Genomic DNA, 26865 nt, shown 5'->3' with positions numbered 1-26865 from the left:
CGCCTCGTGAATGTCAACAAATGTCGAGGTTGTGGCCCGTCCCCGGCCTGCCGGTCGAAAAACAATCAACGGATTTCAAAGGGTGCCAAAATCTGCACATGCCGTTTCCTGACTCATACGAGTCCGTACAGGCGAAAGTCGCGGTTTCCGCCCTTGTGGTGCTGGAATGGCGCGAGATGGCCGTGTGCGCCTTCCTGAGTCCGATTGCGAGGGGTCTAAAGTGGACAGTTTTAGACCGGATACTTGGGCTTGGTGCGATAAGTCTTGATAAGGTCCAAATGCTAACTATTGCTAAGGTGTGAGGGCTGCGGCGTGCTAGGAAATGTTGGGGGTGCTATCCGCGATCCCCGGGTAATAGCTGCCATTGCGTTTCGTCCTCCAGTGGATCCATAGTGAATTACGCACACGGGACGAACTATGCGACTTCCGATCAAAAACAACTTCGACCGTCCGCTTACCGTCTTCATGGAGCCGATGTGCAACCAATTTGAAATACCTCCTGGCGGGGAGGCTATCGTTCGTATTGAAGATGGTTTTCTTGGCCCGATCGAGTTTGAAGACGCATGGGTGACAATCTACGACACTAGCTGCTGCGCGTCCGTTGAGATCGTTTCCGATCAAGATAGGAAGTTTGATGGTGCTCTCAGGCTTGCCTCAACTTGGCTTTTCAACCTCGGTGCGATTACCGAGGGAAAACTCATCGATGACGTCGTCGAAGAGCTTGAGCCCATTTCTGGATATTTGGACGCTAGAAAGCAGGTATTTATCTCTTTTTACGACGGATTCAAAAGCTTAAAACGACGCAACTCAAGCAACGGTTCGCCACCAGACGCAAATTTGGCAGCCTGTAGGCAAGCCGGCGTGGTTGCGGCCCGCCTTAATGAGGCGGCACGCTTGAGCTTCTCTTTCCCTGGCTTTGGAATAGGGCCCTTAGACACTGACCTTGTAAAGTCAGCTTTCGCTAGTGCCTCAGTTTTCGCTCGTACCTTAGACTAGTAAACGCCAAAAGGAGACATCCGGGCCGGTATTATCGAACGTTCCCCGAAGCAGACATTCATCGAACAAGGCCGTCCGCACATACAATTGTGCATTGCGTTATTACCAGGTGGTCCTTCAAACGGGCAGCTTGGAGGCGTGATTTTTGCTCAGGCGTACCACTAAATTTCGCCGGAGCTCGCTGCTATGATTTTCATCGCACCGCTGGCGGCAGGACCGGGCGTAGACGAGAACCTCACGTCTTGCCGACAGCTCCGTATCGCGATCTTATCGGCAACCGCCCAATGTGTGCAGGCGTTCCATAACGCTCCGTCACTGGCGGTCCGGACTTGCCCTGGGGCGATCTGGGCCGCTGGTTGATGTAAGTAGGGGACCGGCAAAAAAATAAGCGCCCATAGCGGGCGCTTATTTTGTCTAGGCTATCAAAACTGAATTTAGACGCTTCGGCGTCGCAACATGCGACCCAAGGCGATCAGCACACAGGCACCCAGGAAACCGGCGATGAGGTAGCCAAGGACGCCACCCAGGGCGACACCCATCATAGAGAGCGCAAGGTTGGCCAGAATGGCGCCGGCAACACCTAGGACGATGTTCATCAGAAGCCCTTGATTGGACTTCATTACCATTTCAGCGAGCCAACCGGCGACCGCGCCTACGACGATGGCCATAAGCCATCCAACTTGAGTTTCTGGCATTTCACGATCCTCTGTTCCCGCCCTCATGGGCTGGTGACCCATACAGTACGGCAGCGTGCGTATTGTTTTAATGGCGTATGAGGCTGCAATGATAAAACCTTCGCAAAACGCGAGCTATGGCATTACCCGCCATCGGCCGCCTTGCGCCGAGTCGGCTCGTGCTCAAGCTATCATTCGCGCGCCACTTGTCGAGTAAAGCATTGATAAGGCGCTCTACCTCCGGGTCTTGTAGCTGGCTGGTCATTAGTGGAAGTTCCTGGCCTTTTGCAGGGGCATCTCCGGTGCTCGCCTATCGCTACCCTTCGGTCCATATTTGAACTCATCCGCGCGGCTTAGGCGCACGTCTACGGACTCGTCCCTGTCCCCAATGGAAGATAGCTCATGAGAGATATCGACAATGCTCCGGGCAATCAGGTGAACTACCTCGCCCTCCCGCTGCAGGTAGCCCGTGATGAGCATGAGCGTGCTTCCCAGAACGGCGCGCCGAAACTGCTCGAACACCTTAGGCCAGACAATGACATTCAAGACGCCGGTTTCGTCTTCTACGGTTACGAAGACGACGCCGGATGCAGAGCCGGGGCGCTGCCTGACCAACACCATGCCGGCAGCCTGGACGTACTTGCCATCCTTCGACTCGTTCGCCTGGCGGCACGACAATATGCTACGGCTCGCCAGATCGCTACGCAGGAAGGACACCGGATGATCCCGGAGCGTCAGACCAATATGGTTGTAGTCCTGGACGACATTGCCGCCCTTGGTCATTGCCCGTAGCTGCACCGCGGCCTCTTCGAACTCCGGCACCGGCTCATCCAGCTTGTCAGCCAATGAAGCGAATAGCGGCAAAGGCTCGTCTCTCAGGGCTTTAATCGCCCATTTAGCGTCACGCCTCGGCAATTTCAGCGATGGCAGGAAGGCGTCAGCGTCGGCCAACTTTAAAAGGGTGGCGGTTGGCACTTTTGACCGGCGCCATAGGTCGTCAATCGATACGAAGGGCCGGTTCATGCGCGCGGCGACAATCGCTGCCAAGTGCGCGTTATTGAGGCCCTTCACCATCCGAAAGCCCAACCTGACCGCAAACCGCCCTTCATGCTGTGTCGGTTCCAATGTGCAGTCCCAGCGGGACGAATTGATACAGACAGGCCGCACCTCCACATTATGCTCGCGGGCGTCTCGAACGATCTGCGCCGGAGCGTAGAAGCCCATCGGCTGGCTATTCAGCAGGGCGCAACAGAAGGCGTCAGGGTGCCAACATTTAATCCAGCAGGACGCATAGGCGATCAGAGCGAATGAGGCGCTGTGGGACTCTGGGAAGCCGTAGGAGCCAAAACCTTCCAACTGGTCACAAATCCGCTCTGCGTCGTTCAAGGTGTAGTCGTTCGCCAGCATCCCGCCGATCAGGCGCTCTCGGAATTTCACAACGCCGCCTGTGTGCTTGAATGTCGCCATAGCGCGCCGGAGTTGGTCCGCCTCGCCTGCAGTAAAGCCAGCCGCTACCATGGCTACCTGCATGGCCTGTTCCTGGAATAATGGGATGCCCAAGGTCTTCGACAGAACTCGCTCAAGCTCCGGCGAAGGATATGTCACCGGTTCCTTGCCCTCCCGGCGCCGCAAGTACGGGTGCACCATATCGCCCTGAATAGGGCCTGGCCGGACAATGGCAATCTGCACAACCAAATCGTAGAAGCTGCGGGGCTTGAGCCGTGGCAGCATCGACATTTGCGCCCGGCTCTCGACCTGGAATGTGCCCAGGGTATCGGCCTTGCGGATCATGGCGTAAGTGCGCGGGTCCTCGGCAGGAATGGTTGCAAGGTCCAGGCTTAGATCCTTATGGCCTTGCAGCAGGTCGATTGCTTTGGCCATGCAGGTCAACATGCCCAGGGCCAGGACATCGACCTTCATGAATTTCAGTACGTCGATATCGTCCTTGTCCCATTCAATGACGGCCCGGTCCTTCATGCGTGCTGGCTCGATAGGCACAAGCTCGTCCAGCCGGTCGTTTGTCAGCACGAACCCGCCGGGATGCTGCGACAAGTGCCTTGGGGCACCTTTCAGTTGCCCTGCCAGTTCCAGCGTCAGGCGGATACGGCGATCTTTGGTGTTGATGCCGGCGGCCGCAATCTCCTCAAGGCTCAGGCCTTCCTTCCAATAGCCATAGACCTCACCGGTAATGGTCTTGACCATATCCTCGGGCAGCCCAAGTGCCTTGGCTACGTCGCGCAATGCCCCCTTTGTGCGATAGCGGCTGACAACAGCGGTGAGCGCTGCCTTATCCCGGCCGTAGGTCTTGTAAATCCACTGGATAACCTCTTCCCGGCGCTCGTGTTCAAAATCGATATCGATGTCGGGAGGCTCGGCGCGTTCCTGGGATATGAAACGTTCGAACAGCAGGTTGTTGCGCGCGGGATCGATAGACGTAACGCCAAGGACGTAGCACACCGCACTATTGGCAGCAGAGCCGCGTCCCTGGCAGAGGATGCCGACTGAGCGGGCATAGCGGACAATGGCGTGGACGGTCAGGAAGTACGGCGCATATTCCAGAGCCTCAATCAGCTTCAGTTCATGCTTAAGGTTGGTAATAACCTCATCCGGTACACCTTCCGGATACCGGGCCTTAGCGCCTTCCCATGTGTAGCGCTTCAAGGCGTCCATAGCCGACATTCCGGTCAACACCCGTTCCTCTGGATACTGGTAATCCAGTTCCTTCAGGGAGAAGGTACACCGGTTCATGATCTCGATCGTGCGCTGGAGGGCATGGGCGTACTTTGGAAATAGCCTTGCCATTTCCTCGGGTGGCTTCAGATATCGATCGGCGTGGCGCTCTCGCTTGAAGCCTACATCATCAATGGTCGTGCCATGCCTGACGCAGGTGAGCACGTCCTGAAGCTTTCGCCGTGAACGGTCGTGAAACAGCACGTCGTTCGTAACAATGGTTGGAACGCCGAACTTTGATGCCTGGTTCGACAAATGAAGTAGTCGGACCTGATCGTTTGGTCGTCGCCGCAGCGTCAGCGAGAGATAGGCGCGGTCTCCAAATAACTCCTTCAGCTTGCGCAATTGGAGGGCCGTTGTGTCATCGGCCTGTACTGGCACCAAGACAGCAATCAGCCCCTCGGCGTAGAGCCTGACGTCATCCCAGCCGATATCACATTCACCTTTGCCGGCGCGCGATTTGCCAAGGCTAAGCAAGCGACATAGACGGCCATAGCCGGCCCTATCCATCGGGTAGGCAAGGATTGAAGATCCGTCATTCAGGTCCAGGCGGCACCCGACGATCAGTCGGACGCCGTGCTCCTTTGCAGCCACATAAGCACGGACAATCCCAGCGAGGCTATTGCGGTCGACAATCCCTAACGCGCTTATGCCCAACGCTTTGGCCGTGGCAAACAAGTCATCCGGCGATGAGGCGCCTCTTAGGAACGAAAAGTAGGTGGTGACCTGAAGCTCGGCATAGGCGGTCATGCGAACAGGCCATGAATGTACCAGCCCTGGCTCCCCGTGTCGTCGTACTCGCCGTCTCCGTCGCGAAACAGCCAGTAGCGTTTGCCGGTCTCGTCCACGACGTAGTAGTAGTCTCGAACGCTTTCCAATTCGGGATCGCGCTTCCACCATTCACCAAAGACACGCTCCGGACCATCGGCTTGCGCAACGCGCCTGCGTTGGCCGCGCCAGGTGAAAGCAACAGGAGGATGGTCGGGCAACAATGCCATTACCTGCACAGGTTCAGGCGGCGATAGAAGCCGTGTCGGTCGTTTCCAGCTATCTGCCCAGGTTTGTGTAACGGCTACCTCAGCGCCGGCCCAACGCACGTTTCGCTCAGGCAGATCACTGGCGATTGGCACGGGTCTACAGACCGCCTGCTCGCCCAAACGATTAGCAAGGACATCAACAAGCGAAATGACATCTGGCCGCTGGTCCTCCGTCAAAGCAGACGCAATCTGATGGGCCTCTAAAGGCTCGGCCAAGGTCGCAGTGAGCGTCATCACTTCGACGCCAAACCCCGGATCGACGGTTTCGATCTTGTCGATGAGCAGGCGAGACAGTTGCTTGATGTCTCGTGATGGCCTTGCAGTCCCTATGCGGACGGACTCGACGTGATTATCTACGCGGTAAAACAACAGATCGACCAACCGGGCGCCAAGACCAGCAACTTCCAAAGCATCGCAAAACTGCTCGACAAGCTTACGGGTGTACCGCCGCAAAGTCTCTGGGGCGCCAATAGGCTCGGCAAAAACCTTCCGCACTTCGATATACTCGATCTCACGCGCGGACTGGATGGGCTCATTCTCGCGGCCCAAAGCCTGGTCAAGCCGTCTGCCTAGTTCTGGCCCGAAGCGCAATTGCAAGGGCGCGCGGGGTTGAGACGCCAGATCGGAAATCCTCTCAAAGCCCAACGTATGTAGTGTCTCAACGAGCGTGCCGGGAAGCCTCAGGGTAGATACCGGCAAGGGTAAGAGCGCATTTGCTGTTTCGCCAGGTGGGACTATCGTGATGTCTCGGCGGCTATAGCGAGCCAGTGCATGTGCAGCACCCCATGTATCGGCAAGCGCTGCTACGGCTGTAATGCCGGTCTCTTGCAGACGATCCAAAACATACCTGACAGTCTGGCTCTCGCCGCCGTGAAGGTGATCAGCGCCGGCCGTGTCTATGACGAGCCCGTCCGGTGGATCAGCTGAGACGACAGGAGAAAGTCTTAGCGCCCACAGTGCCAGGCGCTCAAGTGCTGCTCGGTCCTCGTCCTTGTCCGCGTCCATCAGCACGAGATCGTTGAACAGGGCTTGCGCCTTGGTAACTGGCATCCCAATACGAACACCGATCTGTTGTGCCAGGTCATCAGCCGCCGTGACAACACGCTTGCCGCGTTCGACGCCTTTGAGAACTAGAGGAACATCACGCGCGGGCGCGGCTGGTCCCAAAGCCCGCCGTAGCCGATCGGTCGGCCAATACGGCAGGTAGAGCGACAAAACCCTGCTCATCACATGCTTCCAAAATGAAATCCGCGCACTCGGCGCCTTGTACGCGCATCAACTCGACAGCCCACCGCGCTCGGGCTACCCCGGCCACAGGTAGTTCTTCAGGCAGAACCTCCGTCACTCGCCACCGGGTGCGTGAAGCAGTGGGATGACCAAAGTCCGCAGCATCGACCTCACGTCGCCAGCGGCGCAGAGCAAGGCCTAATGTGCCTGTGCTCTCGGCAGCGAGTTGCAAGCGCCTGGAGGCCGTCATATCCAGCCGGGAAACTTCAGCTACTACGGCCGTCAATGACCCGTGCCGCAGTCCTTCTTCAAAGGCCAGGAGAAGGCTCTTGTCATCATCGACCTCGACACGCAGCAGGCGGTCGGGCGTAAGGCCTGCCTGCGCTATGCCGGCTGGAAACAGATCGGCCTTTGTAAGGCACCACATGACCTGCCCGCCGGTACGCGCAGCAATCCCGGCACAAAAGGCGGCAGCCGCAGCGCCATCTATGGCGCCTGACCCACCGCCCGCAACTTCGTGCAATGCTCCTAGAGCGATGCCGCCACCAGGCAAGCGATTATCGATTTCCGGGACATGAAATGGCAGGTAGGTCCGAGGGCGTGCAGAGGTGTTTTCCAGCTTGCGGATACGATCTCTAAGATCGGCAAGCTCGGCTCTGGTGGTACGCTCGGAGTGCGGGGACACGGGTATGATTCCTTCTGAAGCATCTCGTCTCGGGGTTAAGTGACAATATGTTCGCTTTTTGTTCTCAAATTCAGCAAGGTGTCAATAGTGCCTTGGTTGAACCCGCCACAACCCAAAAGCCTTATTCCGCTTAACCCAAGGCTTTGGGCTCAACGTTTTCGCTGATGGGGCAAGGCTTTAGATGCTTACCGCCCACCACTGGCAATTTGTGGAAAAGCATCGAAATTTATCCGGCGTCAGACTATCGCTCGACCATTATTACCCCGTGAACCGATGGCTAGTTCAATGGCGCAGCATGACCCGTTCGGCCTGAAGCGATTCGTAGACGCTCAGGAAAGAACTTACGAAACCGCCTTGTCGGAACTCCGCCAGGGCCGGAAGCAAACACATTGGATGTGGTTCATTTTTCCTCAGCTTCGCGGCCTGGGCCGGTCGTCTACCGCGCAGTATTACGGCTTGTCGTCACTTGATGAGGGGCGTGCGTATCTCGACCACCCCATACTTGGCCAACGGCTAGACGCGGCCACAGTCGCGGCGACAAACGCATCCGCAACGTCACTAAATGCCCTGTTCGGATCGCCAGACGATATGAAGTTCAAATCGTCCATGACCCTCTTCGAACGCGCGGCCTTAGAACCGGACAACATATTTGGCCTGGCGCTCGACAAATGGTGCAGTGGACAGCGCGACCCTGCCACTCTCGAACTACTTGCCTCGCATTGATCCGGTTCCGGCTTGCGTTGACAGGCCAGAGGCGTTTAACGTCGGCATAGTCGTATCTGATGCGAGCGGTATATGTGCAATCTCTACTCCGAACTCGTAGGCGCAGCCGCCATTGTCGCCATGGCAAAGGCAATGAACAGCGGGATCAATTTCCCACCGTTGCCTGGCGTCTATCCAGATAAGCCGGCTCCGATTGTGCGTAATAGTCCCAACGGGCGCGAGCTCGCTATGGCACGGTGGGGTTTGCCAAGTCCAGACAAGTACGTCGCGACGCTGAATTACAACAAAGGCACAACGAACGTTCGACGCCCTGAGATCAAGCATTGGCAGCGATGGATGGGCGTCGAAAACCGGTGCGTCGTGCCGTTTACCAGCTTCGCTGAACCGACGACCATTGACGGTAAAACGACCAATGCCTGGTTTGCTCTAAGCGAGGATGAGCCGTTGGCCTTTTTCGCTGGCGCCTGGACCCCATGGACCGGCGTTCGAATGGTGAAGGAAGGACAGGTTTCGTGTGACGTCTTCGCCTTCCTGACGACGGATGCCAATGCCGAAGTGTTCGAGCATCATCCAAAGGCAATGCCGGTGATCCTTCGGACGCCGGAGGAGATTGACCGCTGGCTGACCATTCCCAACGCCGAAATCCCGGACCTGCAAAAGCCGCTGCCGGATGGGTCACTGAAGATCATCAGCTTTAGTAGGGTGCACCCGCGTATAGCCGAGTTCAAAGAGCCGGAGCCAACCGTATCACCGATACCCGAGGCGCAGCCTGATCAAGGCTCACTGTTCTGACCTACTCAGGCCCGATGTCCAGCAGCCAATCGAAATCCGGGGTACCGGACTTAGACGCTTGCGTCATCTCCCAGATGTCAGAAGCTGCTGTCTCTGCGTCTATCTCCTGGCTGTGTACGCGGTCTAGGATCGAATCGAGATAATCGATCAAGCCCTGCCTGCTGCAATCGTCGCTGGCCGCGCCGAAGGCTGACATAATTGCGGCTCGCGCTTCGACCAGGTGGATCTGATATTTCTGGAACCTGCGAACGATATCGAGAATAGTCTGCTCATCGTGAGCCGCCTTTAAATCCCGAGGCATTACAGTCATCGGTCGTCCCTTCTGTAAGGGCGTACTGCCATGACCGCCCGCGCTTTCTTCGGGGCAAGTAAGAACCTGATTATTCCCGTACGCTCGTAAGGTTTCAGTCGGGGTCGGGTACCGCCGGCATGTGGTCACACATCGTCGTCTTGCCAATCCACCAAAATGTTCTATCTTTGTTCTTGGCTGGATAGGAATGTCCAGACCGATATGCAGAAGCAGAGTGAGCGTACGGTATGTGTGGCAGATATGGTGCCCCGGCAGAGTTAGCGATTTACGCGGGCTATTTCGACGTGCCAGCGCCGTTCACGAACCAAAAGCAGGCAGACAACGATATGTACCCAAGCCGGAATGTGACGGTGCTCGCAAAGAACCGCGAAGGCCAGGTTACCGCTATCGAAATGCGGTGGGGCCTAATTCCATCTACGTTTTCCGGCCATGTTGCCGACTGGTCGTTCAGCACAATGAACGCAAGGCTTGAGACGGTCGAGACGGCACCGGCATTTGCGAAGTCCTGGGCTAAAAAGCGCCGGGTCATCATTCCTATGGAGCGCTACTTTGAATGGCTCCCTGCGAGCCATGGGCTTTTCGGCAAGACAAACAAGAAACAACGGGTGGCGATCGCCAGGGCCGACGGTAAGCCGATGGGTGTAGCTGGCGTCTATGACCATGCCCAAACCTTGGACGGTCCAGTTCTTTCCTGCGCCATGCTCACCCGTGCACCAGGCTCCCGTATGTTGGAGGTACACGACCGCGAACCGGTCGTAATTGACCCGCAGGATTGGCAGGCGTGGCTAAACGGATCGGATGACATCGACATCTTCAGTAGCTGGAAAGACGACGCCTTTTCGCTCGAAGCGGCCTAGCTTTTATAAGAAAGCCCCGGCATTGCTGTCGGAGCTTTGGTTCGGACGTCCAAAGTAAAGGCCGCTCGGTCTGGTCCAACTACACCTTACGAAATTTATCCGGGCCATCCCCACCCTTGCGAACACGCGCGACGTGAACTTCGCCACCTGGCTCGAGTTCTTTGGCACTTTTGATAGCTTCGGCTTGCGTGGGTGCGATTGCGCTGGCGCGCTTCGAGCCTTCCTTACGAACGGCGAAATCACCCTGTGGGCGGGGTTCTACGTATAAACCGTCTTTAGACATAACATGGCCTCCAATGAGGCCAACATCCTTCCCGAAGTCTCGTAAGGAGTCAGGAGTCTGTTCAGCGCCAGGCATTGGAAAGTCGTAAGCAACGCTAAAACGCTTGCAACCTGGCAAGAGGCTGCGCCAATCTCGACGAGGCGGCAACATGCCCTTGGGGGCCTTCCATGGCCGCATCCACTATCGCATCAAACACATCAGACAGGTCGATCTGCCTGTCGGCAAGCGCTTCAAGCGCTTTGCGAACATAATATCCAAGCACCGCCACTGCGTAATTTGTTCTGCCGACAATCTGATTGGCGATCAATTCGACTAGGTCAAGTGATGCTTCATCCAGCGTGATCCGGCCACTTTTGAAGGCGCACAGGGTTGAACCAACTGATCGTTCGATGAGTGTGGGATGTGTGTGCATTGTCGTGCTCGTGATGAGAGCGCGACTACGCCTTTTCGACCTGTAAAAAATCAATGTGTTGGCCACCGTCAATCAAGCGTTAATGCTTCGATTATCACTTGGGATCGATCTTAAGGGCTTTCAGGATTTCCGGGCGAAGGCCTTGCCGAATTTGGAAATATTCCGCCCAAGGATCGGTTTTTTGATTTCTCAGGCGCCGCATTATCGTTTCGAGGTTGAACACTGAAGGCTTCAAGCTCGGTTTCAATTCCTTCCAGTCCAGCGGCGTCGATACGCCCGCACCCGGTCGCGCCCGCACGGAAAAGGCTGAGGCCGCCGTCGATGTCAGGTCGTTGCGCAGATAGTCGATGAAGATGCGGCCTTGGCGCTTAGCCTTTGACATATTAGCGATGAAGCGGTCAGGGCTATCGTGCGCCATCGACTCGGCAATGGCGCGGGTGAAAGCCTTGATGGCTGGCCATCCGTACTTACGCTCTATGGGGACGACAATGTGTAGCCCCTTACCCCCGGTCGTCTTGAGAAAGCACTGCAGGCCGAGTTCAGTCATTCGCTGGCGCACCTCGGCCGCACCATCAATGACATTCTGCCAGGGCGCGCCGGGATCGGGATCGAGGTCGAAGATCATGCGATCGGGGAGAAGCGGCTGGTCCGCTAGGCAACCCCATGGGTGGAACTCGACCCCGCCCCATTGTGCCAGGGACAAAAGCCCAAGCGCATCATCGATCTTCATGTAGTCTTCGGTGCGTGTCTTGATTGGCACTTTGACGGCCGAGACGTTCGACAACCCGCCATGGTCCGGCAGATGGCGCTGGAAGAATTGCTGTCCATCGACATTGTCCGGCACACGGACTAGCGACAACGGCCGTCCGGCGATGTGTGGGAGGATGCGGTCGGCAACCGCCTCATAATATTGCACCAGATCGAGCTTCGTCAGGCCGAGCTCCGGAAAAACGACCCGGTCCGGGTGGGACACACTGACGCCGCCGACATCGACGCGGCCCGCCTTCGACGGTTTCAAAGGCGCAGACGGATGTCGGTGCCTAACCGCCGGCACGGTTTTCGTTATCTCGACCTCCGCCTCCTTGACCGCGACCTGGACCGGTGTTGCCTTGTCGCGGCCGATCGCACTCGCAGGCTTGTCTTCGCGTAAGCCTTGGAAGGAAGGGTGACGCAGCCGGTTTTCCGGCGTCCATTCGGTGAACTCGACCTCGCAGACGAGCTTTGGCTCAACCCAAATACCCCGGCCTACATCGGGCGGGAGCTTCTTGAAGGGCTTGGGTACGACCTTCAGAGCGTCCAGTTTTTTGCGGATTTCGAACTGGCTGTCCTGATTGAACCCCGTGCCCACCTTTCCTGCGAATTGAAGGGCGCCGTCATCGTAATAGCCAAGAAGCAGGGAGCGAAAACCCCGCGCCGCGTGCTCCGACTCAGTAAAGCCGACAATGACGAACTCCTGACGCTTGTGGCATTTAACCTTCAGCCACGCCTTGCTCCGCCGGCCGCTATAAATCGAGTCGACACGCTTCGAAATGATGCCTTCCATGTCCAGGCGGCAGAGATGCGGCAGGAAGTCGGCGTTTTCCGCGAAGTGTTCGCTATAGATGACGTGGTTTTCGAAATCCTGCGCGGAAATGATGTCGTGCAGTTTAAATTTCCGATCGATGAGTGGCTGCTTGGTGAGATCGTCATCATCGAGAACCAGGAGATCGAAAACGTAATACTGAAGGTTCTCGCTGCGGCCTGCACCCAATTCGTCCTTCAACTTCGAAAAGCTCGAAGCGCCGTGTTCGTTCAGCGCAACGATCTCACCATCGATAATCGCATTTCGCACCTTGAGCGTCTTCAGACGCCTGGCGATCTCGACATATTTCGAAGTCCAATCCAGACCGGACCGCGAGTACATGGTCACATGGCCATCGTCTATAACGGTCAATGTCCGATAGCCGTCGAACTTGATCTCGTGAACCCACTCCGGACCAGCCGGCACGGCATCCGCCAAGGTGGCAAGTTCGACCTCTCGGAATTGCAACAGTGTCTTTTGCGTCGCGGCACGACGGCGATAACCTTGATCGTCCATGATCAACCGGCCTTACGTGTAGCAGGTTTCGCTTTGGTCTTGGCGGGTGCCTTGGCCGCTGATTTGGCGTCCGACTTCTTGGCATCATCGTTGGCGGCGCCCGACTCTTTTAGGCTGGCGCGCAGCGCATCCATGAGGTTGACGACCTTAGCGGTGGGCCGTTCCTCCGGCATGACCGGCTCGCGATTTTCGATACGTGAGTCAACCAGCTCCTTCAGAGCTTCGCTGTAGCGATCGTGGAAGGCTTCGGGTTCGAAATCACCAACTTTGCGTTTGATCAGTTGCTTGGCGAGGTCTTTTTCATCGGCATCCAGAGAAACGGTCTTGATGTCGCCAAAGACGTAGCCGGCCTTCTTGATCTCCTCGGCATAATGGAGGGTCTCAAGAAGCAGGCCTGGTCCGCACGGCTTCACAGCACAGAGACGCTCGCTGCCGGCAATCACGATCTGACCCAGGCCCATGACCTTCATTTCGCGCATGGAGTCGCGGATTACACTGAAGGTGGCCAGGTCCCCTTTGCCGGACGGCGCCAGATAATAGGGCGTGTCAAAATAGATGGCGTCGATGGCGTCGTAGGGAACAAAACGTACGAGTTCCATTGCCTTGCTCGAGGGGATTTTGAGGTCCTTGATCTCGTCAGGCTCGAACAGGACATACTCGCCCTTGTCGACCTCGTAGCCCTTGACGATATCGGCGCGCTCGACCTCGACGTCGCCGGCGACCAGTTTCTGTCGGACCCGTTCGCCGGTAGGCTTATAGATTTGGTGGAAAGCGATCTTGCTCCCAGAGTCGAGCGCCGTGAACATGTCCACGGACAGGGAGACCAGCGACACACGAATGGTGCCGCTCCAGTAAGGGCGTATTGCCATGTGAGCCTCGAATTTTGCGAGGTGGAGATAGACTCTATGGCTAACAATGGTGACGTAAGTTTTCAGTCCGATTCCGGTGGGTGTTCTAGTTAACTGGCGTTGCCCTTATCTACTTCAGGACTTGCTCCTGCCGTCTCGTCAATCCTGTCCATCTCTGTAAGGAGCGACTTCGCCTCGTTGGCAAGATAGCGCAGACGCTCATAGACCAATTTGCGGGTCTCCTGCGGATAGCTGCCGTTCATTAGGTCCATGCGTTGCGTCTTGATGGTTTCGAGGATCGCCTCAAGATCACTGGCAAACTTATCGTGCGGAGTCATGCGTTGGCGTTCCAAGGGACGTATTGTCATCTGCCTTACGGCCACAAAAAAGCCGGCCGTAGCCGGTGCGTGCGTGTGGGGTAACGGGCTGGCCTTATCAGGGGGGGCGATATGGGACCAGCCCGTCATGTGCCCGAGGGCACCACCTACCTATGTCATGCGTGTAGTAAAATACTGATGCGTTTCCCGACCTCAGATTGAACTCATTCCATGGGACAGGCAATTATGTTGCTGATTGCTCTTCGCGGATGGCGAGCGGATCGTCCTCGGCTTCGCTGTTCGGCGTCATATCTTCATCACCGTTTAGATCGGTGCCTTGAGGCGATCCATCAGGGTTGAGTACTGTACCGTCGACGCCAACCACGTCGTTGCCGGTTCCCATGTCTCCATCCTTTTCGGTATGAATGCCCTTGTCGATGGCGTCGTTGCCGAAATCGCCTTGTTGGCCTTGTCTCGGTTGATTGTTGTCGGGGTTTTGCAGTTCATCATCTAGCCGCACGGTATCCTCCTGGGGCTGCGTGGCGGCGATCGAGGATATCTTGCCGCTCGTAAGTCGGCGGCATGGCATTGCGCCGCGGAAGTAAGCATCAAATGCGCAACGCCTCTGTATGACAAGGAGACCCGTACACGGCAAAGTCGATGTGATGGCGGAAGGGTGGCGGACAGAGCCGACCTGAGTCTGTACGACTCGGAAAATGGCCCTAGCGGCGATACCAAATGAAAAGCCCCGGCATTTCTGCCGAGGCTCTTGTTGTGACGGGCAACACGTTGGAGGCAGCCTGAGAGAGTAGAAGAGGGCTGCCTCCGGCGTGTCCATCCCTACACAGGTGCTATAATACATCCTGCGGAATAAATTCGGGATGCGATTCAGGCTGTTGGCTGATCAGGCGGTGGCAGTTCTTGCGGCGCATCGACCGGCGGGATTTCCGTTGGCGGATCGATCGGAGGGGTTTCGGCCGGTGGACTTACAACACCTTCCCTGGGCTCGTCGGTTGGCAGCTCAACAGGCTTTTCTTCTGGAAAGCCCGGTGGGACGGCCGGCGGGTCTTTGGGTTCGCCGCCTTCCACCCATGGCGGTTGATTTTGCGACATGTCACTTCTCCAAGAGAGCGTTGATGCGTCAACGGATGACATGGTCAGCATAAAAAGGCGCCAGGGATTACTGCTTTGTCACGCCACACGGCGGCGTTTGCCGCAAAAATTCCGCCACTCGAAGCAGGCCGGCTATTAGCTCCGGCAAATCATCCGGGTTAAACTGGTAGGCCAGGTTTATTTTCCCCTGTGTCACGACATTCAGGATTGGAGCGCCCGTCTCGCTCAATACCAAGTCCCAATCTTTGACTGTTAAAAGCATCGGCGCGACCTCCTGCCCCTCACCCGCGACGATCTGCCGACACAGACGATCAAACGCAAACAGGTTCAAGGCTGCTGGAACGGCATCCTCAAGCGGGATGGCCAAGTGCCGAGGCTTGCCCTCGATGACGACCTTGGCAACGATGTGCCCGCCGTCCTCAGTCGGCATCATGCCCTCGAACTTGTCGATCGTCTCAGCGTCGATCGTCTCAGCGTCGATCTTATGGGTCTCGGTCATGTTCCCTCGCACGGATCGCTATCGGCGTTCATACAGTTGCTCGCAACATTGCCATGTACGCAACCTCGTAGATGATCCCGGGCGCGAATCGTGGCTCACTATCACTGCTAGGGCAGCAGACACGGAGTGATCCGATGTATGACTCGCGTACCGTAGATCGTGCGTTGAAAGGCCAAGCCAACATTCATCGCCACATGCATAAGAAGGGCTGCACCCTGGCAGGGCAGCCGCTTTGGACTGATGACGAGAAAGCGCTAGTAAAAGCGCATTATCCCGACATCGCTAAGCTGGTTGTCTTGCTCATCCGTCGGACTTCTGGCGCGATAAAGCGGCAGGCCCGTCAGCTCGGATTGGTGAAGCCGCGCACACGGTGGTCAGCCGCTGAGACCAGCAAGATGCCCCCACCATATAGGGACGGTCTGCCTGTTGCAGAGATTGTCGAGGTGCTGGATGATAAAACCAAGCGCCAAGTTTATTCCAAGGCGCATCATATGCGAGTGCGCAGACCCAAGCCGCCACCAAAGGCAACTGGACTGCAGATCGTTGACCTCATACTGCTGCGTTCCCACGAGATGGGTTACACGCGTGCTGATCTCAATGAATGGACTGGGCGCAGTCGATACTGGATCTCTCCTCGCCGATATGACTGGGTTGCGATCAGCCGCGCTATAAAAGTGTTGGGAGGTCAAATTGTCCCACTCTGGCCCCAGTAGAACGCTCTACCTTCCGAGCGAAGATGAATTGATATGGAAGCTTCACCCCAATTATGATGCGTTGAAAAGGGAGTTGCCGCATCGGACGCGCAGATCATTGCAGGCAAGGGCCTCCCGTATCCAAGCAAGCAGCAATCAAAACTTGTGGACCGGTGCCGACCGGAAGAAACTTGCGAACTTACGTCGACAGGGGGTTAGTGTTGGTGACTTGGCAAAACTTTTCGGTGTGAAGTGCCGGTCTATCCAGTGGCAGATCACATGCCTTGGCATCGGAAAGCCTCAAAAAATGCGCCTCGATGGCGTTGATCCGACAATGTCCTCAATTCGACTACGTGCCGTCGCGCTCAAAACGAGCATCAAGCAGCTAAACCGGTCACTCGGAACCAAAAGTCTGTTTGGCGCGCGGCATCACAAAACGCCCCTTAAGCATGTCGTGAGGGCCATAGATTCTCTTGGCGGCACACTATCAATAGAGTGGGCGGATTTGCATTAGCTGCCGCAATCGCCGAACGGTAGTCGGCTTAATCCGGGGCAGTCTTGTCATATGGCTGGAGCAGGATGCTCTCCTCGGCTAGACTGGCCAAGACATTCAGCCTTACAGCTTCCGCCACATTATCGTCGGGAGATAGACCGCGCTGCCGAAGGTTCACCGCTACGTTCTGGATATACGCCATGAACCGAAGGCGCGAAGCTACGTTGTCGGGTGTGTTCATGGTCGGCGCTCCGCATGACGGTCAGCAGTCTCACAAATAAGACCGCCTATGGCTAGATGTATATGTACCCCCCTCAACCGATACCGTGACAGAGGGTAAAATAACCCTGACGGTATCGCTTAAGGCTACCGTGAGCCTGTTTCTGACGTGGCGACCTGCCTCAACCGATACCGTCAGCAGCCTCAACCGATACCGTTGTTTAAATTTTGCCCCTCCCCTAGCGGCAGTTTTGACCGAAAGGAATTGGCCGGCGCGGCGCCCGTCCGGTCACACCTGAAGCAAGTTAGCCGGTACTCGGTCGCCTTTCGATCCTTCCGCGAAAACGCCGCCTCCTGAGCTTTCTCGACAAACCCGGCCGCGATCAGCCGTTTGACAGCCTCTGACGCGGTGTTAGGCCGAACATTGCACTCCTGCGCCAAGGTATCGATAGAGACAGCAATCTGGCCGTTGTTGGCGCCATGATACCGCCGCATGATCTGAAGGAAGACAGCGCGGTCTGTCGGCATGAGGTTCAGCCAGGCCGGACTGTCCATGAGGTAATAGAACAGCCTGACGAATGGCGGGCCGCTCTTAGTCCTGCCCTTGGCGTTGTGTCGTGCCACTCTGCGGCATCCTTGGATGAAAAGCGGCGGGCCTCGGTGTGCCCGCCTGGTTGTCATGGATCGGTTAGAACGGCAGGGCGGTGTTTGGGGCGCTGTCGTAGTCTTCCGGTAGGGCGTAGGCGTCCTGGAGCCTATCGCGCGCTTCAGGGCACTGGTGGAGCCCCTGGACGGGGCGCAGGGCCTGCGGGGCCGTTGAGGGTCCCCCCTGCATGTGGTCGATCTGCACGCGCATTATTCGGCGCTAGCAGTAGGGTTGGCTCGGTAGTGGTCGCGCAAGGCCATGACCAGTTCGCGCGACATTTCCCCGAGGGGTTCGGCTGCGCCTTGCTCGCCTGCGGCCTCGGCACTGCGCAGGTAGTCATTAATCTGGGTGTTGGCGTACTCGCCGCGATCCCAAAGCGCCGCAATGAGTTCAACCGCCGCAATTTCTTCAAGGCGTGATGCAGCGTGATATTCGTCTGCGGTCTCGGGGCTCATGCCATTTGTGCGCGCCGCCACTTCACATTTGCGGGCGAGAGCGGCCTTGTGAGCGTTGATCAGGTCCCAGACATTGCCCGCGTCTTCCGTCGTGTCGTCCTCGGTGTGCTCGGCTTCCGGTGCAGGGGCGGCGAAGTTGCACAGGGATTTCAGGAAAATTTGGGACTCGTCGCCTTGCTCGAATATCTCGCGTTGAAAAGCTGGTGAACCGGCCGCGAAAACGAGAAGTGCGGTTGCTTCGGCTGACGTGGCGCACTGGTGGTCACGAATGGCGTTTGCGGCTTCGCCAAGCCGTTTGAAACAGCGGTCCGTCTCGGCTTCGGCCTGCTTGGCTGACTCTTCACTTTCGGCCTTGTCCTGCGCAGCCCAGCTAGCTTCACAAGCTTGGTCGAGGGCCTGAAAAGCGGTAATCTTCGCTTCAATCGTGGCGAAGTCGGAAACACTACGACCGCCAAGTCCAGCCATTGCGCGCGAGGGGTCAGCCATCACGGCTTCAGAAAGTGACAAGGTAAGGCTGATTGGCAGCGAAAAAGTCCGTTCCAGAAGTTCGGCGTCCCGCGCCATTTCGTTGGCGTGTAGCTCAATCAAGAGCTTGTCTACGTGGCTCGGTGTCGTGAACCGGTAGCGAGCGAGGCGCAGGGCGTCGAGCATTTCGGCCTCGTCCGTTTCATCCAAGCGCTGCTGCTCGTCCGGTGTGGTGTCGCCCTCGTGGTCGGCAGCACGCATGGCGGTGATCATTTCGCGGACTGACCGGCGGTGAGACATTGTAAGGGCGAGGCAGTCGGGCGAGACCACGCCGTGGTCATTGCCTTCGTGAATGAGGTGGGCGCCGTCGTCGTGCAGTTGGATAAGAACGGGGTTTGCGGCTTGCTTGGTCATGGTGGATACCTTTCGGGCATGGGGCCGCGCTGGCGCTTCGTGGCGCGCGTGGCATGATTGGAGATAATGGAGGGGCGCCCGCCCTGATCGACGGGCGTGAATGTCCGCTAGAGAACGCGACCAATGATGTTGTGCGGAAGGTGGCTAGCTATCGTCCTGACCCGCTCCGTCCCGTCTGCGCTTACCATCGTCACGATGGGGCTTCCCGGCCAGCCGCCAAGATCTTTGTCTCCCGCATCGGTCGCGCCGCTGTAGTCAATGCGAACGGTCCGGCCATTGCTGAGCAGCAGAAGCTCGCCTTCAGGGTAGCGTTCTTGCCAATAGGAAACCTTGCTTTCAGCCAGGGCTTCATCTCGCGTGACCCGCCTTGACATAGGGGTGGGAGCAAAGATGCCAACGACATTGAGCTTTCCACCGGAGAGGCGGTTGATGGCCTCGATATGGTGTTGCAATTGGTCGTCGGTGTGGGGCTCGGCATCGACGGCCTGAGCCACCACGGGAGCGGCGGCAAGCGCTCCAAAGAAGGGCAATGCTGCCAGGATGCCGCGACGGGTGCTATTGGTCATGGTCACCTCCCTATTCCGCAGCCATGAGGAAACCGGCTTCATAGGCTGCATGAACCTCATCGACGCTGCCGTAAGCAAAGTGCGGGTCATTCAGACCGATCGTGCGGGCGTCCATGTGGATCCAGCCGTCAGCCGTTTCCGTACCGTCTTCGTAGCGGAACCAGTGACCCAGGATCGGGCAAAGAAAGGCGTGGTCGGCACGGTAGGCTTCAATGGCCTCGGCTTCGGTGGTGAACTCACCGGGATTATCGGCCATGAATTGGGCGACTTCGGCGGAACCAGCCTCGATGGCGTCAGCCCGGACATTGGCGACGTAAGAGCGCCAGCCGGTTGCGACACTTGCGGTGGTGGTGATAAGGATGGCTTTAGCCATGACAGTCAGGCCCTCCATTGGCCTTTGTTTTGGTTAGGGCCGGAAAGGACGTTGGCGCGTCCTCCCGGCCTGTTTTCGTTTATAAGGAGGTAAAATAACCTTGTCAACATTCTTTGTTCGCCATAAGAACGATATTTAGACACAAGCGTGTGAGTCGTAGTATGTTGACAGTATATGTTGACGCGGTGTAGCAAGACCACATGGAACGACCACCTTTGAAGAAACGCGGCCCGCCCCCCTCAGAGCCGCCCCCCCTCGTTGCCGAGGTCATCAAGGCCACTGAGGCCGGTGGGTATGAGTTGAAGGGGCAATACGACCGCAAGCAGAGTTCCGCAGTGCGCCGGGCGTTAAATCACCACGGTGGGCGGCTCGGCCTACGCTTCTCCGTCCTTATGACTGCCTCTGGTGGCCTTTGGATTGAGCGAATAGCGAAAAACGACATCGGCTGACGGTCAGCCATGCGGAGCGCCATCGCAACCCGTGAATAACGGCGATGGGAAACACCATTACGCCAGCTATCAGAAAGCCCTACTTCCCCGCACTGAGACGCACGAAAATATGATCAGCCATTAGCCAAGACTAGCTAAACTGATAATCGCTTGAAAAAAGCACCCTACTCGTTCCTCGCCGCCGTTCAGTGATCGCCCTCCCCACGGCGAAGATCAAAGCCGATACAACCCAAGATCTAACGGGGGCTCGCGTTTTAGCGAAACCCCGTTATATTTGTCGCTGGCATGTAGCGACATAGGTCGCAAGGAGGGGGTGTGCGCCATCTATTGTTCGGGCTGATCCTGTTCGTAAGCACCTCGCTAAATGCGCAGGAAATCAACACGCCAAATTTATTAGACGCGGCCAGGAAGGGTTATGAGCTTGGGCGCGCGGTGCGAGATGGTGCTCCGGTATCGCCCGATACATCTTCGCTTTTATTGTTCGGAGGCGATGGGCACGATGTTTTTTTAGGGTGCCTAAACTGCGGATCGTTCGATCGGGACTCAATCTGCAATCCCTACAGTCCTTACGGCTCTCAATACTCTGCGGTCAGCATATGGAACACATACGCAAAATACGGGTCACGCTACAACCCTCTCAGTCCATGGAATAGTTACGGGCGCTCTCCACCCGTTATTGTAGATTATGACGGTGCATTTTATGGGTACTTCACCGCGAACCAATATTTTGCGAAGCGCACGAGCATTACAAGCTTGCAGCAGGTGTCGGAACTTGGTGCGGCATCCGACGATCTTACTGCACTGCGCGATGCCTTCTGCGGATAAGACGCCGCCCCTTCGTAGCCACTGTGACTGCCAAGCGAAACTTTCTCTAACAGCGATGTTTCACAACTACCCTTCGTCTTGCAACCCTATGCTGACGGAAGAATGTAATCTCGTGGCGAGAGCGGCGCCTGGCTAGGTTATTCGGCGAGACGGGGCAGCCAAAGCTGTAGGTGCGACTAGCCTTTTTTCTTTTCAAATAATGCTGCCAACCCCTTAGCCGTGGTGGCCACAAACTTTCGTTGTTCGGCTGATAGCCGCATGAAAAGCTGCGCCAGCTCGACGCCTTCGCGAGATTCCACAAATGACCGGGCGCCCGTTTCGCTCGCGCTGGCTTTTATGGTGTCAAAAGCGTCTAAGCCGTCAAAGAAATAGTCCACGGGGACCTTTAGCACTGTTGCCGTGTTAAACAACGTGGATGCACTGATGCGATTGTTGCCCCGCTCGTACTTCTGAACCTGCTGGAACGTTACACCGATCGCGTCGGCAAGGCTGGTCTGGCTCATTCTTATAGCCTTCCGTCTATCGCGCACACGCTGACCTACATGAATGTCGTGGGGATTTGGGCTGCGCCTCATGTGCTGTCGTCGCTCCGATGTTAGCCGGGCCGTCTTAGCGTGAGCGTCGGCTGCGCGCAAAAGAAAAGCCCGGCCGCGTAAAGCGATCCGAGCGAGGGAGTAATCACCGAGTGAAATATCTCCTGAGACAAGCCTGCATGATTAGTGACGCGCCGAGTCCAGGCTTTCGCTTAGGACACGCATCCCCAGATACCCCCAGAATTGCTGGGCAGGGGAAGCGTTTTGACGGGGCGCACCACCAAATCAGTCAGTCGCTGCTATCATGCCCCGCCGAAGCGGTCCCTATCAGCTTACGTCCAAGACGACGCGACCGCTGACAGGATATCTTAGCTGCAAGGTGTTGGCAACGGCGGCGTCGTGACGACAAATTGGCGCTGCAGGTTGCCGGGGGGGGCGTTGAGGGGTTGTATTGACGATCTCAAATCTCGATTTTCCATGTAATGTGCATGAAAAAGCCCGCCGGATGGGGCGGGCTGAAAACTAGTTTGCGCACCTTCGGGTGCTGTGCGCCGCGCGGGCACGGCCCCTTCGATCCAACAGCGAGAAAATCCGTGTACCGTGAGAGTTATGGACGTGCGGAGCTACTTCCTCGTCAATGTCCTTCGGCAGCAGCACCACCATTTTTCTATGGGGGCTCAGCGTAAGTTTATACGCTTCCTCATATTCCAATAGTTCGTCTTCCACGCTCAAGACCTCCTGCCCCCTACGCCCCCTGTTGCCGAGCCCAAAAACTTGCAAATCAGGTCACCTCCAAGCTAATACACAATCATGGCACGTTCAAGGTTAACAAAGTTAAAATTATTGCAATATTTTCAATGAGAAGGATAAGGAACCGGAAAAAAGCCCCGTCAATCTGGCCACTTGATGTATTTAGAAAGCGCTGGAAAGATATTTGCTGCGTGTGCACAAATTTTCCTTCGGAGTTCACTACTCATCACAAAGTCGATGCGTCGCCCACTGTCTATGCAAAGGATTGCAATGGGTTTCTGCCCAGTGGCCGTGGCGACCAATACAGGTAAACATAAAAATGAACGCCCCTTGTCGAACGGGCCATGATCGAGAAACGTCGGATCCTTCCAGAACGGGATTAGCTCTGCTACGCCGCCTTGCGGCTTTTTAGTGTCCCAAGCTCTCCCGCAGAAGCCCTCGAACCCAATGCCGGGTACTCTTTTGAACACTAACGCAGTGCTAAAATCGAGGTCGAACTCAGTCGAGTTTCTAACGTAAAGCTGCTGCTGGCTTCTGTTACCGCCAGCGGGATATCCTAGGGTGTAAACCGCCACTTTAATATCTGAGGATCGACACAGTTCTTGGAAAGCGTCACGGAGATCCGTGATCAGGAGATCGATCATAGTAGTCGACAGCGCAGTAATTCTTTCCTTGTTTGCTGGCGTGTCTCTTTGCTTTAGAAACGACACGGTCTCATCTAGAGCATTTTTGCTATGATATTGTCCAATTTGGCGCACGGCATCTAGAAACGCCGGAAGGCGACTTTCGATGGTCATCCGAGCATAGAGATCAAAGAAAAAGAACCGCGCCAACCAAGCAATTACAAGGTAAAAAGGAAATAGAATTATCGCGATGGCGAGACTTTTATTATCTACGCCATCTATGTTAATTCCAAATTTTTTCAGTAGGTCCGAAAAAAATCTAAAAGTGGCGTCGGAGTCTATAAAAAATTGCAAGCTGAAAAAAAGGTATCCGCCGGCAATCGTAATTAATGTGTACCACGTCTTTTGACGATGTGTTGCCATCGTGTAAGCCTTATAGCGTAGTTATTAAGGTGCCGGCTGGCAGAGAGACCGCCGGCAAATAGCGGAACTATTCAAACTTAAATTATAGTGATGTCCCCGGCGCCGCCCCGAATCGTATAGGTACCACACGTTCAAAGCTTGTAAACCACGGTTACCCTTTTAGGTTACTACTCTTTGGGCTGCAAACCAGCCTCATCCGCCCGCCATTATCCCACTTTGTCGCGTACACCGCATTGCAAGTGTGGATCTGATGGCAGCTCAGGTTGGTGTCGCCGGCCGTGACTGTCGCCAGCGTCCGGCCGTACCGGTCTATGCCGACGCGCTCGATCTCGCCGCCGCCGCTCTCAAGCGCTGCTGCCAAGCTCTCTCGGCTGCGGATCGGATCACCTTGGACACACACGCGGCCTGCCGGTTGGCACAGCCCCATCTCTGGCGTGTCGATCGCAAGGAGCCGGATGCGTTCGTCCCCACACCGGATCGAGTCTCCGTCCGTGGCAATGGGTTTACAGGTGAGAGCAACTGACGCAAGCAGCGCTAGTATCACCTACTTAGCCTTATCCAACGCGACAACAAAACGAGTGACAAAATCATTGAGGTCGGTTCCCTGCTCTATCGGCCATGAGTTAACCTCCCTGCCACATACGTAACCTGTGACTGCATCGAAAGTGGAACCCGGCACAGCGTACTCCCAGTCTTGAGGGACGTTCCCAGATGCAATAGAAGCACCATCTTTATCATACGCCACCCATGACCGCGAACTGAACCTGTCGTCGGAGCAGTCTACGTGGTATAATGTTACAATCCTCACCGCACCCGCTACTGCTGTTTCTGGCGTGTAGACATTCGTTATCCACGCAGACTTCAAGCCGCCCGGACGATCCTTTATCGTAGAAGGGTCGGCGAAGAAGAAGTTTGTGTGCTGTGCATTGAAAGCTACAAGATAGTTCTGTCGGCCCAAACCCATGGCTTGTTCGCCAAAGGCAGGTGTAGATGTCGCAAGCAGTGCCGCAACGACAGCCCCCATGGCCTGAGAAGTTTGCTTAAAGTCACTCACAGGCCACCCCGTCCCCATCTCGATCCATCTGGCTCCGATACCCAGACTCACCACGCTTAAGCGGAGCTGCGCCAGCGGCACGTGCCTCTGAGCAATTGGCATAATAGACTGACGACTGCATTAGGCTTTGCGTTTTGGCGGGTTTACGTTCCTGCGATGAACTGCGCTGCGTTTGCGATGCTGGTGCCGAGTGAGCACCGTGACAGTGGTAACCGCCGCGCTTCCGGTCGTTGTGGCAGCCCTCTTTGTTGAGGCCGCCGCCATGCGCGAGCGTGTTAGCCGGCGCAAACAAGACCACTACGGTAGACATCGCCAATATAAGCCGCATTTGCCCCCTCACCCCACGGCGAGCATTAAAGCTGATGCAGCCGAAGATGCAATAGTAGGCTCGCGTTTTGGCGAAACTTTGTTATGCTGGCTATTTGATGCGAGCGCGTGGGCCGATGGGAGGGGATGTGCGCATAATTGTCTTGGCTGTTATATCAGGGTTGACGTGCGGTAACGTCTTTGCTGCCGACGTACCCGATTACATCGGCTACTCCCAAATCGCGCAGGAAAACGCGGATTTAGCCTACTCGGCTACCAGTTGTACTCGCCTGGGCTTTATGGTTGATAAAGACAAGGCTTTGGTTTCGTTCCAGCAGGACATGATCGACGCTATCAAGAACGGCATAGATAGCGAGACTGCCGCAGCTCTTACTCAGTCCGCACGGGAATCTCGCAAGGCTGACTTGGATTTGATCTCTGCCAACATTTACCTCGGCGCAGACACTGAGCTGGAAAAAGAGGCTGCGTTAGTGAAATACCTGGAGTGGTGGCAAGATCATTGTGCCGCTTTGGTGAAGAACCCGCGCTTCACTTCAATCATACGCTGGGGAACAGACGAAGAAATCGAGACAGCCTATGCCAAGCTGGCAAAAGGCGACTGAGGCGGTGCCAACACACCGCTACTACTTACCCCGTTTCTGAAACCAACTCTCGATCTAGAACGTTATTAACAGCAGCGTGAGCCCCATGAGCGTACATGTCTTGTTCCAAGCTCATGGCGTGTCCTCAGTGATGGCCTGAAGATATTTTTTGTAGCAACCGTTTTGCAGCCAACGTTGGGGCCTGATTGCTTCCTCCTGGCGACCGCGTAAAGTGGACCTTTACGGGGGTAAATTATGACGAAGCCAACAATCAAGAAAGCAGATATCGCGACACCACGCCGGCCTGCCGGAGCGAAGCTAATCAGGCCAATTCCATGCGACGAGGGGTCTACTGACCCCCAGGCGGACATTACACATCTGCTGAAGGAAATGTGGCGGCTCGGACTACGCTTTTCCGACATCGAATCGGTTGGAGAGAGCTATCTGGTTGACCGTGTCCTTTCGAACTTGATTGCCTGGCTGGGTGCGCACCCTGGCGAGGCGTACTCGGAATTATTGGACTGGCGGATTATCGACCGTAAGGTCATGGATTGGCGGCTGAGCAAGAATCGTAGAGCCAAGCCGCGAATCGAACTGACTGCCGAGATCACACGGCAGGGCAACTTATCAGTCCGGTGGTATCCGCGCGGGTACTTTGGTCCAGATAGTTGGAGTACGAGTGGCCGCCCGATCGAGCCTGCGGGCGGCGACTATACCGGATACATCGATTTTGGAATATTTGACCCACACTCCAAGACTGACCTCGTCGCGCGGCCGTTGAATGAGTTGATGTTCATTCGAGGAGTTGGCAATCTTAACCCCGATCCAACACGAAAAGATTGGCAAATGTCAGAGCTGAATTGGGACGTGCTCGACGCTATTTTGATAGGCGCCGTCAGCGCAGCATTCAATCTTCTCGTCGAGCAGCTAAGAAGATCATTCGAGGTCACACTTAGGAACAATTTCGAATTCGACCTGGTTAAGGTGCCATCCGAGAGCCGGTCAGCCCTTCCGATTATGCGCCAAGGCAAGAACCGGGTTGTGAACTGGCGCCTGGTCAATTTGGAGGTGGCGCCCTTTTCCTAGAACGCAACACGTTGGAAATTGTTGTTACCGGACCTACGATCGGAGATAGGTCTGGTGCGGAAGGCGGGCTAGATGAGTTAACCAAATGTTCCGATTTCCCGATTGCCTTTCTTCGCCAGCATAAGCATAATTCGGGAGGGGTAATATTACAGGGCTATCAGGAACGATAGTCCTGCGGAGCCATTGCTCCACTCCACCGAGCTAGTTCAACAGGCGTGACCTCCCCGGCCTTCCCAAGGCCAGTTGCTACTCGTAAACTTCATCTTATATAAAGCCCAATCGCTGTATCCAGTGGTGCGATCCTCGTGTCC

At 56.2% G+C, this 26865-nt stretch carries 31 protein-coding genes; 9 read left to right on the top strand and 22 right to left on the bottom strand.

Annotation, left to right across the window (positions count from 1 at the left end; translation table 11 throughout):
* Nucleotides 1–417 precede the first annotated feature (417 nt).
* Nucleotides 418–996: a hypothetical protein gene (locus tag AC1DON_RS17285; protein ID WP_476936060.1), complete on the top strand. Its 579-nt coding sequence runs from the start codon at nt 418–420 to the stop codon at nt 994–996.
* Between the two features lie 434 nt (nt 997–1430).
* Here AC1DON_RS17285 and AC1DON_RS17280 read toward each other — a convergent pair whose 3' ends face one another.
* The 3 genes from AC1DON_RS17280 to AC1DON_RS17270 form a co-directional block, all read right to left on the bottom strand.
* Nucleotides 1431–1664: a GlsB/YeaQ/YmgE family stress response membrane protein gene (locus AC1DON_RS17280; protein WP_476936059.1), complete on the bottom strand. Its 234-nt coding sequence runs from the start codon at nt 1662–1664 to the stop codon at nt 1431–1433.
* Nucleotides 1665–1934: 270 nt separating this feature from the next.
* Nucleotides 1935–5150, bottom strand: a complete 3216-nt coding sequence (locus tag AC1DON_RS17275; protein WP_476936058.1) for an error-prone DNA polymerase — start codon at nt 5148–5150, stop codon at nt 1935–1937.
* Nucleotides 5147–6664: a Y-family DNA polymerase gene (locus tag AC1DON_RS17270; RefSeq protein WP_476936057.1), complete on the bottom strand. Its 1518-nt coding sequence runs from the start codon at nt 6662–6664 to the stop codon at nt 5147–5149. The genes AC1DON_RS17275 and AC1DON_RS17270 overlap by 4 nt, the downstream gene beginning before the upstream one ends.
* A 292-nt stretch (nt 6665–6956) precedes the next feature.
* Here AC1DON_RS17270 and AC1DON_RS17265 point away from each other — a divergent pair, with 292 nt between their 5' ends.
* The 3 genes from AC1DON_RS17265 (at nt 6957) to AC1DON_RS17255 (ending at nt 8864) form a co-directional block, all read left to right on the top strand.
* The gene (locus tag AC1DON_RS17265) at nt 6957–7163 is read left to right on the top strand and encodes a hypothetical protein (RefSeq protein WP_476936056.1); all 207 of its coding nucleotides are present in this window, start codon (nt 6957–6959) and stop codon (nt 7161–7163) included.
* Nucleotides 7164–7634: 471 nt separating this feature from the next.
* Nucleotides 7635–8072: a DUF1810 domain-containing protein gene (locus AC1DON_RS17260; RefSeq protein WP_476936055.1), complete on the top strand. Its 438-nt coding sequence runs from the start codon at nt 7635–7637 to the stop codon at nt 8070–8072.
* A gap of 72 nt (nt 8073–8144) precedes the next feature.
* Nucleotides 8145–8864, top strand: coding sequence for an SOS response-associated peptidase (locus AC1DON_RS17255; protein ID WP_476936054.1), 720 nt, complete (start codon nt 8145–8147; stop codon nt 8862–8864).
* A 1-nt stretch (nt 8865) separates the two neighbouring features.
* On the opposite strand, the gene AC1DON_RS17250 is transcribed toward AC1DON_RS17255, so the two are convergent.
* On the bottom strand, nt 8866–9165 hold the full coding sequence (locus tag AC1DON_RS17250) for a hypothetical protein (protein ID WP_476936053.1): 300 nt from the start codon (nt 9163–9165) through the stop codon (nt 8866–8868).
* Nucleotides 9166–9401: 236 nt separating this feature from the next.
* Here AC1DON_RS17250 and AC1DON_RS17245 point away from each other — a divergent pair, with 236 nt between their 5' ends.
* Nucleotides 9402–10031 (top strand): SOS response-associated peptidase, encoded by a 630-nt coding sequence (locus tag AC1DON_RS17245; RefSeq protein WP_476936052.1) that lies wholly within the window; start codon nt 9402–9404, stop codon nt 10029–10031.
* Nucleotides 10032–10110: 79 nt separating this feature from the next.
* Here the strand turns inward: AC1DON_RS17245 and AC1DON_RS17240 are convergent, their stop codons facing one another.
* The 8 genes from AC1DON_RS17240 to AC1DON_RS17205 form a co-directional block, all read right to left on the bottom strand.
* Nucleotides 10111–10314, bottom strand: a complete 204-nt coding sequence (locus AC1DON_RS17240) for a DUF2188 domain-containing protein (RefSeq protein WP_476936051.1) — start codon at nt 10312–10314, stop codon at nt 10111–10113.
* Nucleotides 10315–10408: 94 nt separating this feature from the next.
* A complete protein-coding gene (locus AC1DON_RS17235) occupies nt 10409–10726 on the bottom strand; it encodes a hypothetical protein (RefSeq protein WP_476936050.1) in 318 nt (105 codons plus the stop codon).
* Between the two features lie 94 nt (nt 10727–10820).
* On the bottom strand, nt 10821–12803 hold the full coding sequence (gene ligD, locus AC1DON_RS17230) for a DNA ligase D (RefSeq protein ID WP_476936049.1): 1983 nt from the start codon (nt 12801–12803) through the stop codon (nt 10821–10823).
* Nucleotides 12804–12805: 2 nt separating this feature from the next.
* The gene (ku, locus tag AC1DON_RS17225) at nt 12806–13672 is read right to left on the bottom strand and encodes a non-homologous end joining protein Ku (protein ID WP_476936048.1); all 867 of its coding nucleotides are present in this window, start codon (nt 13670–13672) and stop codon (nt 12806–12808) included.
* An 89-nt stretch (nt 13673–13761) separates the two neighbouring features.
* Entirely contained in the window at nt 13762–13989 is a 228-nt protein-coding gene (locus AC1DON_RS17220) for a hypothetical protein (RefSeq protein WP_476936047.1), read from the bottom strand.
* A 223-nt stretch (nt 13990–14212) separates the two neighbouring features.
* Nucleotides 14213–14488, bottom strand: a complete 276-nt coding sequence (locus tag AC1DON_RS17215; RefSeq protein WP_476936046.1) for a hypothetical protein — start codon at nt 14486–14488, stop codon at nt 14213–14215.
* Between the two features lie 368 nt (nt 14489–14856).
* Nucleotides 14857–15081, bottom strand: a complete 225-nt coding sequence (locus AC1DON_RS17210) for a hypothetical protein (protein WP_476936045.1) — start codon at nt 15079–15081, stop codon at nt 14857–14859.
* A gap of 67 nt (nt 15082–15148) precedes the next feature.
* A complete protein-coding gene (locus AC1DON_RS17205) occupies nt 15149–15580 on the bottom strand; it encodes a hypothetical protein (protein ID WP_476936044.1) in 432 nt (143 codons plus the stop codon).
* Nucleotides 15581–15714: 134 nt separating this feature from the next.
* Here AC1DON_RS17205 and AC1DON_RS17200 point away from each other — a divergent pair, with 134 nt between their 5' ends.
* Nucleotides 15715–16293, top strand: a complete 579-nt coding sequence (locus AC1DON_RS17200; RefSeq protein WP_476936043.1) for a hypothetical protein — start codon at nt 15715–15717, stop codon at nt 16291–16293.
* Nucleotides 16294–17188: 895 nt separating this feature from the next.
* Here the strand turns inward: AC1DON_RS17200 and AC1DON_RS17195 are convergent.
* The 5 genes from AC1DON_RS17195 to AC1DON_RS17175 all read right to left on the bottom strand — a co-directional run bounded on the left by AC1DON_RS17195 (nt 17189) and on the right by AC1DON_RS17175 (nt 19903).
* Complete coding sequence (locus tag AC1DON_RS17195) at nt 17189–17608, bottom strand: helix-turn-helix domain-containing protein (RefSeq protein WP_476936042.1); 420 nt, start codon at nt 17606–17608, stop codon at nt 17189–17191.
* A 64-nt stretch (nt 17609–17672) separates the two neighbouring features.
* On the bottom strand, nt 17673–17840 hold the full coding sequence (locus tag AC1DON_RS17190; protein WP_476936041.1) for a hypothetical protein: 168 nt from the start codon (nt 17838–17840) through the stop codon (nt 17673–17675).
* Nucleotides 17840–18964: a hypothetical protein gene (locus AC1DON_RS17185; protein ID WP_476936040.1), complete on the bottom strand. Its 1125-nt coding sequence runs from the start codon at nt 18962–18964 to the stop codon at nt 17840–17842. The genes AC1DON_RS17190 and AC1DON_RS17185 overlap by 1 nt, the downstream gene beginning before the upstream one ends.
* Before the next feature lie 107 nt (nt 18965–19071).
* Nucleotides 19072–19530, bottom strand: coding sequence for a hypothetical protein (locus AC1DON_RS17180; RefSeq protein WP_476936039.1), 459 nt, complete (start codon nt 19528–19530; stop codon nt 19072–19074).
* A 10-nt stretch (nt 19531–19540) separates the two neighbouring features.
* The gene (locus AC1DON_RS17175; RefSeq protein ID WP_476936038.1) at nt 19541–19903 is read right to left on the bottom strand and encodes a hypothetical protein; all 363 of its coding nucleotides are present in this window, start codon (nt 19901–19903) and stop codon (nt 19541–19543) included.
* Between the two features lie 764 nt (nt 19904–20667).
* On the opposite strand from AC1DON_RS17175, the gene AC1DON_RS17170 reads away from it, so the two are divergent.
* Entirely contained in the window at nt 20668–21177 is a 510-nt protein-coding gene (locus tag AC1DON_RS17170; RefSeq protein WP_476936037.1) for a hypothetical protein, read from the top strand.
* Nucleotides 21178–21353: 176 nt separating this feature from the next.
* On the opposite strand, the gene AC1DON_RS17165 is transcribed toward AC1DON_RS17170, so the two are convergent.
* The 5 genes from AC1DON_RS17165 to AC1DON_RS17145 all read right to left on the bottom strand — a co-directional run bounded on the left by AC1DON_RS17165 (nt 21354) and on the right by AC1DON_RS17145 (nt 24870).
* On the bottom strand, nt 21354–21752 hold the full coding sequence (locus tag AC1DON_RS17165) for a helix-turn-helix domain-containing protein (RefSeq protein ID WP_476936036.1): 399 nt from the start codon (nt 21750–21752) through the stop codon (nt 21354–21356).
* Nucleotides 21753–22600: 848 nt separating this feature from the next.
* Nucleotides 22601–23506, bottom strand: coding sequence for a hypothetical protein (locus AC1DON_RS17160; protein ID WP_476936035.1), 906 nt, complete (start codon nt 23504–23506; stop codon nt 22601–22603).
* A gap of 151 nt (nt 23507–23657) precedes the next feature.
* Nucleotides 23658–24050, bottom strand: coding sequence for a thermonuclease family protein (locus AC1DON_RS17155; RefSeq protein WP_476936034.1), 393 nt, complete (start codon nt 24048–24050; stop codon nt 23658–23660).
* A complete protein-coding gene (locus AC1DON_RS17150; protein WP_476936033.1) occupies nt 24051–24560 on the bottom strand; it encodes a surface-adhesin E family protein in 510 nt (169 codons plus the stop codon).
* Nucleotides 24553–24870, bottom strand: coding sequence for an excalibur calcium-binding domain-containing protein (locus AC1DON_RS17145; protein WP_476936191.1), 318 nt, complete (start codon nt 24868–24870; stop codon nt 24553–24555). Before AC1DON_RS17145 ends, AC1DON_RS17150 begins: the two co-directional genes overlap by 8 nt.
* A gap of 145 nt (nt 24871–25015) precedes the next feature.
* On the opposite strand from AC1DON_RS17145, the gene AC1DON_RS17140 reads away from it, so the two are divergent.
* Complete coding sequence (locus AC1DON_RS17140; protein ID WP_476936032.1) at nt 25016–25489, top strand: hypothetical protein; 474 nt, start codon at nt 25016–25018, stop codon at nt 25487–25489.
* Between the two features lie 234 nt (nt 25490–25723).
* A complete protein-coding gene (locus AC1DON_RS17135; protein WP_476936031.1) occupies nt 25724–26554 on the top strand; it encodes a hypothetical protein in 831 nt (276 codons plus the stop codon).
* Nucleotides 26555–26865 lie beyond the last annotated feature (311 nt).

Source organism: Asticcacaulis sp. P4_H10, from assembly GCF_056400965.1.
Note: the sequence above shows the minus strand (reverse complement) of the source record. Positions and strands in the feature narration are given on the sequence as shown.